Raw genomic sequence first — 11802 nt, forward strand, 5'->3', positions numbered from 1 at the left:
CAAACAAGGATAGGTGCCATGGACTGGAACCGTCTCGAAGGCAATTGGAAGCAGGTAAAGGGCAAGGTCAAGGAACAGTGGGGCAAACTCACAGACGATGATCTGGACCGTATTGCCGGTAACCGCGATCAGTTGGAAGGCAAGATTCAGGAGCGCTACGGCATTGAGAAGGACCGCGCTCGGCGCGACATCGATGACTGGTATGGCCGGCAAGGCTGGTAGGTCGCCGGTTCCAAACTGAACTTGAAAAAGGGCTCCGAGAGGTACGGCGCCCTTTTTTGCCGCGTTTCTTGTCGCCTTTTCGTGAGTCTCACGACAAGGGCGCTCACCGAGAGACGTGGAACCGCGAAAGGTGCCCGTCGTTATCTGGTTCTCGAAATTACATTGGGGGATTAGTTGGACAGAGACGACGCCTCGGCGATCACAACTGGAGTTAGCGGCCTCGACTACATTCTTCGTGGCGGCTACGCCAGGAACCGCTCCCATCTCATCGAAGGGAAACCAGGTTCTGGAAAAACCACTCTTGGCCTCCAGTTTTTGATCGAGGGCGCCAAGAATGGCGAGACATGCCTTTACATCACTTTGTCAGAAAGCAAGCGCGAACTGCTCTCGGTTGCTGGCCGTCACGGCTGGGATCTGAAGGGGGTGCAAATTCTTGAACTTGTGCCGCCGGAGCTCAGTTTCGATCCTGCGCAGCTACAGACATTGATCCATTCCTCGGAATTGGAACTCGGCGAAACCGTGCAGTCTGCCATGGCCGAGATCGGACGCGTCAGACCCGATCGCGTGGTGTTCGATTCGCTCTCTGAAATTCGACTTTTATCGCAAGGGTCACTGCGGTATCGGCGCCAGGTGTTGGCATTGAAGAGCTTCTTCATGCTCAACAATGTGACGGTGCTTATGCTCGACGACCTGACCGCTGAGCAGGATGACCTCAATTTGCATTCGATCAGTCACGGCGTCATTCGGATGGAGCAGCTGTCGCCCGTCTATGGTGGAGAGCGTCGGCGGCTACGCGTGATCAAAATGCGCGGCGTGCAGATCCGGGGCGGCTTTCACGATTTCGTCATTCGCCCAGGCGGCGTTATCGCCTATCCGCGGCTCGTTGCAGCCGAGCATGAGGTGGCCGAGCATGATACGCCGGCCATGAGCAACAACCGGATCGACACCCTGCTTGGCGGCGGGCTGGCCCGTGGTACCAGCACGATGCTGATGGGGCCGTCTGGCGTTGGCAAGTCTACAATTGCCTGCACCTATTGCTATGCCGCACTCGAGCGTGGCGAGCGTGTGCTGGTGCTGTTGTTTGACGAGACAAAGCGCATCTTCTTGGCGCGCGCCGCCGGGCTCGGCATGGACCTGGAGCCGTTTGCCGAGGACGGCACGCTGATGCTTGAATCTGTCAATCCGGCTGAGCTTTCACCAGGCGAATTGTCTTCGCGCATCCAAGCGGCCGTCGAAGAATCCAATGTGCGGATCGTCGTGATCGACAGCCTAACTGGCTATCTCAATGCCATGTCCGAAGAACAACATCTGGTGCTTCAGATGCACGAGATCCTCACCTATCTCAATCAGAAGGCAGTGGCGACGATCCTGCTGTTGGCCAATCACGGGCTGTTTGGGCAAACGGCAGCGCCGGTCGACATGACCTATCTCTGCGATTCCATCATGCTTCTGCGCTTCTTCGAGAACGCAGGTCAGTTGAGACGCGCGATTTCCGTTGTCAAGAAACGTGTCGGCCCCCACGAAGAGACGATTCGTGAGTTTAAAATCGGCGGTAACGGCGTGGCCGTAGGTGAGCCACTGGAACAATTCCGCGGCATCCTGATGGGATCTCCGGAATTTGAAGGCAAGCCGACAGACCTTCTGAGGGACAAGGCGTTATGATGTCGTCCAGCCCCGCCGTTCTCGTGCTGGCGCCGCTTGGCCGTGACGCGAGGATCGCGGCCTCCATCCTGGCTACAAACCAGATTGCCTCGCGTGTGTGCGGCAGCTTGGAAGAGGCAGTGCCGCTTCTCGACGAGGCTCAGTGCCTTGTCGTGGCCGAGGAGGCCCTGCTCAGTTCCGATCGAACGCAGTTTGCGGCCTGGCTTGAAGCCCAACCCGCATGGTCGGATTTTCCGATCGTGCTTCTGACGATGCGGGGGAACGAAGTCGACACGCGGATGGCATTTCTGGACCGCTATCTGATCGTGCTTGAACGGCCATTTCTGGCTTCGAGCCTCGCCAACTCGGTGCGCTCCGCCTTGCGTGCCCGCGCCCGCCAGCGTGAGGTCCAGTCCTACATCGAACAGAAGCGGGAGGTCGCCGATCGGCAGAAATTGCTCATCCGCGAGCTGCATCACCGCGTCAAGAACACGCTGGCCAACGTTCGCGCCATGATGGGCGCGACGGCCAAGTCGAGCGGCAACGTCGATGATTTCGTACGCGATTTTTCAGCCAGGCTCGTTTCCCTGGCCCAGACCCATTCGATGCTTACCGACGATTATTGGCAGACTGCCTCCCTGCACAAGCTGCTCGAAAGCGAGCTTGACCACTATGAGACGCGCGACAGGCCGCGTATCGTTCTGGAAGGCCCGAACGTAGCGCTAGTCGCCGACATTGCGGTCCCTGTCGGGATGGCTTTCCACGAACTGGCCTCCAATTCGTCGAAGTTTGGCGCGCTTTCGCAAACGGGAGGCCGCCTTGATGTCCGCTGGTCGTTAGGCGGGTCCGGCGATACACAGATCGTCAATCTTGACTGGCGGGAACGAGATGGGCCGAAAGTCGAGCAGCCCAGTCGCCGGGGGTTTGGCACGACACTTCTGGAAAAAGTCGTGACCGTGCAATGCAACGCCAAGATCGAATTGAACTACCATCGTGACGGCTTGCAGTTCACCATGGCCTTGCCGTTGCGAAACACGCGCCTTGTGCCGGCTTACTGAGCGGCAACGGAAAGGCTGGCTGGGCGCCGCGATAGGGATTAACTGAGCGTCACTCGGCAGGCTGGTCTAGCGCTTTAGCCAAAACATCAGTTCCGAAAAAGACCGCCTCTATATCTCCCATATGCCTCTGCAACATTGCGAGAGCTCCGGCGTGGTCTATGCGGCCGACCTTGGTGATGAAGTCGAACTCGTGCCGCGGCGCTGTGACCCGGGTCATGCGTCCTAGACGAAACTTTGGGCTCCCGGAGCGCAGTTTTGTCGCCTTCGTGGTCACCCCCCGCCATTTTGCTCACGATCCTCGTTGATAGCCCGGATGCGCATCTGAATCATCCGCGACCCGTCTGGGTTCCGACTGGCGTCGTAAAAAACCAAGAGGCCCGCAGACAGGCTCGATCGACGGTCAGCTATCCCGAACAGCAAACGAAACACCCTCGCCTTTGGCCAACCAACTTTCGCCAGATCACCTTCGCAATGCCTGCGGCCCCAGTACGGTCGGACAGCCCGCGCTCTGGCGGCCGAAGTGAGGCGCCGGGAACATACAACGTCGGTCGTTGTTTCTCTGATCAGGAGGAAAGATGATGGCAGACGATAAGAGCAAGCGTGATTTTCGAGATCGCAATCGTGTATCAGTCGATGAAGATTATGAGGTTCGCTATTTCGCCAAACAGCATCGTATCACGCCAGAACAGGTCCGCGAACTAATCAGAGAACACGGCAACGACCGGAAGAGGCTCGAACGCGAGGCAAGAAAACGGGCTGATATCGGCTGATGGTCGCGACGCATCACGCGGCTTTTCGACGAGCGGGCTTGAAAGGCTGCGCGAGCGTGAAAACGTCTGGCCGGATGCCCGCCTCGACTTGCTTCCATGTGACCGGGTGGGCAATTGGGAAGCCGGGCCGCGCTCGCGGGGAAAACGCGCCTATTGCGGTATTGCCCCGTCCGTTGCGGAGATAGTCGAGAAAGATCCGGCCTCCTCGGGCTGCGGGGTCAGCTGACAACAGGTATCGGTCAGGATAGGTATCAACCAGACGGTGGGCGAGCGACTTGGCCAGTTTCCGGGCGCTGTCATGGGTCATCTTCGCAACGAGCGGGGCCATCAAGTGGATGCCTTTGCCGCCAGTGACCTTTGGCCAGCTCTCCAAGCCTGCCGCTTCCAAGATGCCCCGTAGCGCCAGCGTGGCCTCGATCACAGCGTCCCATGGCACGCCTTCTCCGGGATCGAGGTCGAGGACGAGCCGGTCCGCATGTTCGATGTCTTCAATCGTCGCGTTCCAAGGATGAAGCTCAACGGCATCCATCTCGACCAAGCCAAGCAGACCATCCATGTCATCTATCCATACCCGAACGCCTTCGCCGCCTTCGCGCTTTTGAACGCGGAGCTGGTGAACGGACGACGGTATCCGAGGTAGCGGTCCCTTGTGATAGAAGGTTGCGCCGGAGGCGTGGCGGACCAGCTTCAGCGGTCGCCGAACGAGATGAACTAGAACTTGATCAGCGACCCGCCGCCAATAGTCTGCCAGCTCTTCCTTGGAAGGTGCAACCGCATCGGGTAGCAGCTGGAGAATGTTCTCGCGCGGGACGCCGTGTTGTCCTTCCGACCTCCGCTTGGACGGCGATGGAGGCTTGGGCGGGATTGCCTGAAGGTCCTCGCGGAGTCCCTTGAAGACCGCCTCACGCAAGATGCCCCGGTCCGACACGCCACTGAATTGCACCTCGGCAAGAACGTCTGGTTCGACCCATGTCGCCTTGGGCTTCTTGATCGGCTCCGACAGCGGTGACTTGGCGATTACAAGCGGATCAAGCCGCTCCCTAACGCGCCGGGCTGCGTCCAGCGTATAGCCGGTCTGGGCCTTCCCGGCATAAAGCAGCCGGTCGCCCTCTCGCCTGCCGATGTACAACGATGCGATGCGGCGCGGCTGCGCGCCAAGTTTCTCGACGAAAGCCACGATTGGAAAAGTGTCGCTCTTGACACATTTGACCTTGACCCAACTGGTCTGGACGCCCGAGCGGTAGTGAGCATCCGCTCGCTTGGATACGATTCCCTCTATGCCCATCCGGCAGGCATGGTCGAACATATCCTTGCCGTTCACCTCCAGATGCTCGGCATAAGTCAGGGTTGGCTCGGTTTCGGTCAGCAGCTTCTTCAGCGCAGCCTTGCGCTTCACTAACGGTTGTTCCCGTAGATCACGGCCATCGAGGTACAGGAGGTCGAAAGCGTAGAGAGTCATCCGCAGCGAACTTGGGTTGCCCAGCTCACGTTCCAGGGCTTGATAGTCCGGCAGGCCGGTGTCGCCCAGGACGACAGCTTCACCATCGATGATAGCGGATTTGACCGGCAGGCTTGCCGCGGCCTGAACAATCCTCTTGTAACGGTGGGACCAATCGTAGCCGCGACGCGTGAATGCTCGCGCCTTTCCGCCTTCAACGACCAGCTGCGTCCTGTAGCCGTCATATTTGATCTCGTGAAGCCAATCTCCGCCTTCGGGAGCTTTCTCGACCAGTGTGGGCGATTGGAACTCGATGAACGAAAGCCGGTCAATGGCACTGGTCATATGCTCGCGACTCCAGGAATCGCGACTCAAGCCCCAGCGCCCCTGTCGGTTCCGAGCCTTTTAGAAGAATTGCATCGCGACGATTGGTTATCCGCCTCACTTGTTGATGTGACGGCGCAGCAGAGTGATGTTGCGATTGTTCGCCTTAAAATAGACGTCGAAGATCGAGCCGAGAATTGGGACACTTCCTACGAGCGTATCCAGCAGCACGTTGCCTAGCATGCGGGCGACCAACCCATTTCCGGCACCGACGTTTCGAGCTCGCAAGACGATGTAGGCCGAGACAATGCCCGTCGCCGCATCTCCGAGTACGGGAACCAGACCTACGAGCGCATCCAGTCCAAAACGAATTGATGTGCCTGGAATGCGCCAGCGGGAATCGAGTAGCGCGGCCAATAGATCCAACTCGGCAAGTACGTTTGCTGTATGACCATCGTGACCGCCCTGCCCGATCATGCCAACTCGCGCGCCAGTACGATTTAGTATCTCTCCCTGATGGATAGCCGTCACCTTAGATATCGCTTTGACCGCCTGAATTCGCTTGCGTCCTGTGCGATGGCACGTCGTCGAGCAAGGTCGTCTCACCGGAGCTTTTCGGCGCCTCAACGGGCAATTCACCAGTAGGCGTCATCTTGCTGACGGCCTCAGGCAAATCTCGCGTGATCCGGCTTATGAGCTCCTCGCGCGATAGGCCGGTCTGCATCGAGAGGGAAGTCAGGGTGTCTTCGTCTATGGCTGCTTCCACCTCGCTTGGCTGGATCGGCTCGTTCGGCCCGGTGCCTACCCACGAATCGACCTTCGATCCGGCGCCTGCCCCTCTGAACCGGTCGAGAATATCGCCAAGCGCGGTCCCCGAAACGCCTTTTGAAAGCTGATCCAGAATCCCGCCTTGCGGATCATTTGGGTTGCGATCGCCCGCTCCACGGATCATGTCGCCGATCTTGTCGCGATTTTGGTATGCCAAGACGCCGAGCATCGCGATCGCCAATTTTCCCAGGTTAGCCATTGGTACCTCCACTGTTCAATGGACAAGGGCTCAACATCACAAAAGTTCCGACCGGCGACGATCTAATTGAATAAGGGCCGGCATATCGACACAGACGTGAGCGGTGCTGCCTAACCGGCTTGTTTCCGTTTGCGGTGCGGCTTCGGCCTCGCAGACGTTGATCGTGCAAAGCTCGTTGCCTGCCTGATCGCGCATGCGCACTAACCATCCGGTCATATCGTCATCGCCCAGATCAGCCAACAGGCCGATTCCGCAACGGATCGCTTCGGCGCGAGCGGCCTCAAAACTTGGCGTCTCGGCAGGCGGAACCTGGCGAGCCTGGTCGCCGTCGCGATAGTACAACGTATAAGCGAGATGGATTCCACGCGCTGCCTTAGAGTATGGAACTACCACCCTCATCTTTACGGGGGTTTGGCCAAACAGCGAACATCGGCTAGGCCTAAGACGATCGATCGAGGTCGACTCGCGCGACGGCGTAGGCGCCAAGCGAGATGCTTTGATCATCCAGCGGTCTTGCGGAACTTTCCATGAAGTCGGGATCGGTTGCCGCCCGCTCGAACTGCTCGGCGCCGAGAAGAGCAATGCGGGCGCTGCTCGGCGAATCCGAAAGCCGCACAGATTGCGTCTTGGCGGTAAGGTTAGCGACCCACAGGGTCACGCGGCGATCTTGTTCAGCCGCGATCGTGGCGACGCCGTCAGCGCCGGAAGTTCGTACGGACAGCAAGGTGGCTCCGCCGAGCTTTGAGAGACCAGCCAAGACATGGAAAGCGGGATAGACCGTTGGGCCATCCTGCTGGTCATACCATGGCTGCACGAAATCAGCCTTCCTATGGATTTGGCCAAAGGGGCCGGCGAAGTCACCGAACGCGACGGCCTCGATTCCTTCGCGAGCGCAGGCCGCGAAATATCCGACAGTCCAAGCCGCATTGAACAGCCCGCGCTGACGAGGATCAATGCGCGATAGACAGACGCGAGCGTTCGCTTCATTCGGCGCAGTGGATTTTCCGTATGGGTTCTCACGGCAGCCGAGCTGGATGGGACCGATACGCAGTGGCAAGCGTTCCCCCATGAAAGCATGCGCGGAGCGGATTAGATGGGGGATTGCCTGAAGTGTCTCCATCACCGAGACATCATCTGCGGCGTGCACGCTTGGACAGGTGGTGAAGGTCACGTAGTCGAGCGCTTCGGCTGGCGGACGCTTGCGGTTGAGTTCGGTGAAGTAAGCGGCCATGCCGCCGCCCAGCGCGATGCCCGGGAAAGCCCGGCGAGCGGCGGAGTAGCTTTCGTGGAAGCTGGGCATAGTCGGCCACGGTGCTCCCGGCTGTACGGATGTCATGTCCTGCGCCGGAAAGACGGAGACAGCTTCTAGTTTGAGGCCGAGTGAGTGGACAGCATCCGCGACCGGCGCCAATTCGCCGAATGGATCGCGCGTGCCCTTGGTGATAATCTCGAGGACCACTCCAGCGCCGGTCAGCCGTGCGAGCGCGGCGTAGCTTTCTAGTTCGTCCTGGCCGTGTGCGATCCGGAGATCGACCTGGCAGACCATCCACTGGGGAGCCATTCGTCGTAGGAGCTCGGGGGTTTCGAGCGCGTGCTTTGCCTCGTCGGCGGCGACGCCGACGCCAGTGCGGGGCACTCGGCCGACTGGTCCGCCGATCGTCAGGTTGATGAGTGGATTGCGATTTTCAGACGTCCCGGCAGGGAGCGTTCCTGACACGTGAAGCCGGACGGCCTGCGTGAATTTCTGGCCCCTGGGCAGTCTGTAAGGCCACGGGCGACGCAGAGGGCGGACATATGTTTTATACGAGGCGTCAGACCAATTGCGTTGGTCCTCCATCTCAAAGGCATCACCCTCCATGGTGCATGTCGCCCAGATCCCAGGCGCGATCTCGTGCGACAACGCCCGGATGTCGGTGAACGGACATTTTGGATCGATGTGGTCCGGCAAGAACGATAGCTCGTCGTGACCATCCTCATGCAGCACCTTTATCGGCTTGCCGGCTAAGCCCTCGATCGGATGAAGGACGACGAAGCCGGTCCGATTCGTCAAAAGGTCGGTCTCGGGCTCTGCCTCCGCCACAAACGACAGCGCACCATCGCCACGGCCTGAGACGCGCGCCCGGTAAATCAGGCGGCCGGATGTTGCAGCACATGTTGCACGGTATTCAATGGCGAACGCATCCGGCCTCTCGTCGATCCGCAGATCATCGAGAACGGTGGTACATGTTCCCCAGTTTTCGTCCCGTACAAGAAACGAGATTCCGCGCAAGACCTCGATCGTCCCAACGTGGATGTAACGCAACGCCCCATTGTCGAACGCGACCGACAAGGATCCGGCGCGCAGCGTGCGCAGCGGTGCCTCGAGCTCTTCGGTGCCACACAAGCGGACTGCCAGGGAAGCTGCCGAGGTCAAATTGCGCGCTCCGTCGTGGCGTCGAAGATCGAGGCCCGGTTCATGTTGATGTCGATCGCAAGCTTCTCGCCCGGACGGCTGACATCGTGCGCCTGCAGCTCAGCCATCACCGGCGCGCCGGCCAGTCGGAATGTCGCGTAACTGCGCGAGCCGGTCGGCTGCAGCAGGTCGATCGTTGCCTCATAGCGAAACGTGCCCTGCTCCGGCGTTGCAGTGTGCGCACGAGTGAGGTGTTCTGGCCTCAACCCGAGCAGCACCTGCTGTCCGTCCGCGACGCCCTTCAGCCCCCTGCCGCGCGCTAAAGGCAGCAGTGCATCCGCGAGCCGGATGGCAGCGGCGCCTGCGTCCAAGGCAAGGGTACCTGGCAGGAAGCTCATCCGCGGCGAACCCAGGAACCCAGCGACGAACGTTGAGGCCGGGTGCTCGAACAACTCGAGTGGCGCGCCCTGCTGCTCTATCAACCCGTCGCGCATCAGCACGATGCGGTCAGCCAACGTCATCGCTTCGATCTGGTCATGGGTGACGTAGATCATCGTTGTCGCAATGTCCTGGTGAAGGCGTTTGATTTCGCCGCGCATTTCGTCGCGAAGCTGTGCGTCGAGGTTGGACAGCGGCTCGTCGAACAAAAAGATGCGCGGGTTGCGGACTATGGCGCGGCCGATGGCGACGCGCTGGCGCTGGCCGCCGGATAATTGGCGCGGAAAACGCCCCAGCAAGGGAGTGATGCCAAGCATGCGTGCCGCCTCGGCCACGCGCACCTCGACCTCTGGCTTCGGCATCTTGCGAGCCTTGAGGCCGAAGCCAATGTTCTTGGCCACGCTCATATGCGGATAGAGCGCATAATCTTGAAACACCATTGCCACGTCGCGATCGCGCGGCCGGAAATCATTGACCACCTCGCCGCCGATCTCGATCGTGCCTTCCGATATCTCCTCCAGGCCGGCGATGGTCCGGAGCAGCGTGGACTTGCCGCAGCCGGACGGTCCAACCAGAACGGTGAACTGGCCGTCGCGAATGTCCAGGTCGATCCCGCGCACGGCATGGAACGCGCCGTAGCGCTTGTGCAAGCCGGTAATTTTGACTTCGGCCATGCGGGAGCTTTCCTAACCGCGAACGGCGCCGAGCGTCAGCCCGCGCACCAGATGACGTTGAGCAAGGACCCCAAGGGCGATCGATGGCACAAGGGAGACGATGGCAAGGGCCGCGGCTTCGCCATATTGCGCGCCCTGGAAGCCGATGAAGGCGCGGAAGACCGTTGGCAGTGTAAAGGCAGTTCGGCTGGTCAAGATCAGAGCGAAGAAGAACTCCGTCCAGCATGCAATGAAGGCGAAGACAGCCGCCGCGACGATGCCCGGTGCTGCGAGCGGCACGGCAACGCGCCAGAACGCCTCCCATCTCGTGCAGCCATCGACGAGGGCCGCCTCCTCCATCGACTTCGGCATGCCGCGGAAATAGGCGAACATCATCCACACCGAGACCGGCAGCGTGAAGACCGTATAGGCGATGATCAGGCCGACATGAGTGTCGTAGAGCCCGACCTGGCGATAGATCAGGAACACCGGCAGCACGATCCCGATCGGCGGCAAAAAGCGCTGCGACAGCACCCAGAAAGACAGATGCTTGCCGCCGGTGTCGTAGCGCGCCAGGCTATAGGCCATCAGCGTGCCGAGCAGCGCCGAAAGCACCGTGGCCGAAAGCGAAATAATCAGGCTGTTGATGAGCCCGTCCAGACCACGATAGGCGAACAGCGCAGCTTTGTAGTGGACAAGCGTCGGAGCGGCGGGGAACCAGACAGGCGGTACGGTGAGGTAGTCGTCGCTGGGCTTGATGGAGGTGTTGAACATCCAGTAGAGCGGCCAGAGCACGAACACCAGGAAGAACCCCAGCAGCAGAATTCGGCCGATCGGCAACGACCGGCGTTTCCTGCGGCGGGCGGGCGCGACGGCGGCCATCAGACCGGTTCCACCTTCAAGAGCCGACGCACCAGCAACGTCACGATGAGCGCCGTAAAGATCAGGAACAGCCAACTTCCTGCTGTTGCCTGCGACAGATGAAACTGCGTGAAGCCTATGGTATAAAGATAATAGGAGGCCGTGTAGGTTTGTGTTCCTGGGCCACCCCCTGTCATGATGAAAATGGTATCGAACATACGGATTGCGTCGAGCAGACGGAAGGTCAGCGCCAGCAGCATCATCGACCCGAGATGCGGGAGCGTGATCGCCCAAAAAACCTGCCAGGCGTTGACGCCGTCGAGTTCTGCCGCCTCATAGAGATTGGGTGGGATTGCGGTCAGCCCGGCGAGCAGGATGACGAACATGAACGGCGTCCACTGCCAGACATCGGCGATGATCAGCGAGACGTAGAGCCACGGGCGCTCCGTCATCCAGCCGATCGTAACCTCCTGCCCCAATAGTTGCGTCAGGACATAGTTGGTCGGTCCAAAAGGCCGCTGTAAGAGCAGCGTCCAGGCTTGGCCGACGATGACCGGGCTGATGAACAGCGGCACGATCAGGATCGACATGATCACACCGCGGCCCGGAAAGCTGCGCACCATTGTCAGCGCCACCAGGAGGCCGAGAACGAATTCTATAGCGACGCTGATGCCCGACAGCGATGCTGTCAGCAACAGCGACCAACGTGCTACGGGATCGAACACGACCCGCTCGAAGTTTTTCAATCCGACAAAGGCGTGGCCCGGCACCTGGAAGTCGTAGTTGATGAAGGATACCACCAGCGAGAACAGAAGCGGATAGATCGACAGTGCCAATATCAGCAGCACAGCGGGGGCGACCAGCAGCCACTTGAAATGACGGTCTGCCCATTGGGCAAAGGCAGACAGCCGGGGCGGTGCGCCGGCGGCCTTCAAATGACGGATCGTGGCGGTGGGCTGCATAGGCGTATCCTATCGC

Annotated in this window: 12 protein-coding genes; 4 read left to right on the forward strand and 8 right to left on the reverse strand. The window is 59.9% G+C overall.

The window, feature by feature from the left end; translation table 11 throughout:
- Positions 1–18: 18 nt before the first annotated feature.
- The 4 genes from NKJ80_RS22690 (at position 19) to NKJ80_RS22705 (ending at position 3691) form a co-directional block, all read left to right on the forward strand.
- Complete coding sequence (locus NKJ80_RS22690; protein ID WP_352498348.1) at positions 19–222, forward strand: CsbD family protein; 204 nt, start codon at positions 19–21, stop codon at positions 220–222.
- A gap of 174 nt (positions 223–396) precedes the next feature.
- Positions 397–1884 (forward strand): ATPase domain-containing protein, encoded by a 1488-nt coding sequence (locus NKJ80_RS22695; protein ID WP_023669465.1) that lies wholly within the window; start codon positions 397–399, stop codon positions 1882–1884.
- Positions 1881–2921, forward strand: coding sequence for a sensor histidine kinase (locus tag NKJ80_RS22700; protein WP_023669464.1), 1041 nt, complete (start codon positions 1881–1883; stop codon positions 2919–2921). The genes NKJ80_RS22695 and NKJ80_RS22700 overlap by 4 nt, the downstream gene beginning before the upstream one ends.
- A 575-nt stretch (positions 2922–3496) precedes the next feature.
- Entirely contained in the window at positions 3497–3691 is a 195-nt protein-coding gene (locus NKJ80_RS22705) for a DUF3606 domain-containing protein (protein ID WP_460221718.1), read from the forward strand.
- Between the two features lie 13 nt (positions 3692–3704).
- Here NKJ80_RS22705 and ligD read toward each other — a convergent pair whose 3' ends face one another.
- The 8 genes from ligD to NKJ80_RS22745 all read right to left on the reverse strand — a co-directional run bounded on the left by ligD (position 3705) and on the right by NKJ80_RS22745 (position 11759).
- Positions 3705–5474, reverse strand: coding sequence for a DNA ligase D (gene ligD, locus NKJ80_RS22710; RefSeq protein ID WP_023805135.1), 1770 nt, complete (start codon positions 5472–5474; stop codon positions 3705–3707).
- Positions 5475–5570: 96 nt separating this feature from the next.
- Positions 5571–5930: a DUF4112 domain-containing protein gene (locus tag NKJ80_RS22715; protein ID WP_032905106.1), complete on the reverse strand. Its 360-nt coding sequence runs from the start codon at positions 5928–5930 to the stop codon at positions 5571–5573.
- A 55-nt stretch (positions 5931–5985) separates the two neighbouring features.
- A complete protein-coding gene (locus NKJ80_RS22720; protein ID WP_023682271.1) occupies positions 5986–6480 on the reverse strand; it encodes a YidB family protein in 495 nt (164 codons plus the stop codon).
- A 36-nt stretch (positions 6481–6516) separates the two neighbouring features.
- The gene (locus NKJ80_RS22725; protein WP_023689441.1) at positions 6517–6822 is read right to left on the reverse strand and encodes a DUF6894 family protein; all 306 of its coding nucleotides are present in this window, start codon (positions 6820–6822) and stop codon (positions 6517–6519) included.
- Between the two features lie 97 nt (positions 6823–6919).
- Positions 6920–8893 carry a D-apionate lactonase family protein gene (locus NKJ80_RS22730; RefSeq protein WP_023689442.1) on the reverse strand — a complete coding sequence of 658 codons (1974 nt, stop codon included), beginning with the start codon at positions 8891–8893 and terminating at the stop codon, positions 6920–6922.
- A complete protein-coding gene (locus NKJ80_RS22735; protein WP_023669457.1) occupies positions 8890–9984 on the reverse strand; it encodes an ABC transporter ATP-binding protein in 1095 nt (364 codons plus the stop codon). Before NKJ80_RS22735 ends, NKJ80_RS22730 begins: the two co-directional genes overlap by 4 nt.
- A 12-nt stretch (positions 9985–9996) precedes the next feature.
- Positions 9997–10845, reverse strand: a complete 849-nt coding sequence (locus tag NKJ80_RS22740; protein ID WP_023827582.1) for a carbohydrate ABC transporter permease — start codon at positions 10843–10845, stop codon at positions 9997–9999.
- The gene (locus NKJ80_RS22745) at positions 10845–11759 is read right to left on the reverse strand and encodes a carbohydrate ABC transporter permease (RefSeq protein WP_245260838.1); all 915 of its coding nucleotides are present in this window, start codon (positions 11757–11759) and stop codon (positions 10845–10847) included. The genes NKJ80_RS22740 and NKJ80_RS22745 overlap by 1 nt, the downstream gene beginning before the upstream one ends.
- Positions 11760–11802 lie beyond the last annotated feature (43 nt).

Origin of the sequence: Mesorhizobium sp. M0030 (genome assembly GCF_040323695.1) — a bacterium.
Classification (GTDB): Bacteria; Pseudomonadota; Alphaproteobacteria; order Rhizobiales; family Rhizobiaceae; genus Mesorhizobium.

What these genes read in the sequence shown, in the direction of transcription:
- NKJ80_RS22690 (WP_352498348.1), top strand. Translation starts at nt 19, where the DNA reads ATGGACTGGAACCGTCTCGAAGGCAATTGGAAGCAGGTAAAGGGCAAG.
- NKJ80_RS22700 (WP_023669464.1), top strand. Translation starts at nt 1,881, where the DNA reads ATGATGTCGTCCAGCCCCGCCGTTCTCGTGCTGGCGCCGCTTGGCCGT.
- NKJ80_RS22705 (WP_460221718.1), top strand. Translation starts at nt 3,497, where the DNA reads ATGATGGCAGACGATAAGAGCAAGCGTGATTTTCGAGATCGCAATCGT.
- ligD (WP_023805135.1), bottom strand. Translation starts at nt 5,474, where the DNA reads ATGACCAGTGCCATTGACCGGCTTTCGTTCATCGAGTTCCAATCGCCC.
- NKJ80_RS22715 (WP_032905106.1), bottom strand. Translation starts at nt 5,930, where the DNA reads ATGATCGGGCAGGGCGGTCACGATGGTCATACAGCAAACGTACTTGCC.
- NKJ80_RS22720 (WP_023682271.1), bottom strand. Translation starts at nt 6,480, where the DNA reads ATGGCTAACCTGGGAAAATTGGCGATCGCGATGCTCGGCGTCTTGGCA.
- NKJ80_RS22735 (WP_023669457.1), bottom strand. Translation starts at nt 9,984, where the DNA reads ATGGCCGAAGTCAAAATTACCGGCTTGCACAAGCGCTACGGCGCGTTC.
- NKJ80_RS22740 (WP_023827582.1), bottom strand. Translation starts at nt 10,845, where the DNA reads ATGGCCGCCGTCGCGCCCGCCCGCCGCAGGAAACGCCGGTCGTTGCCG.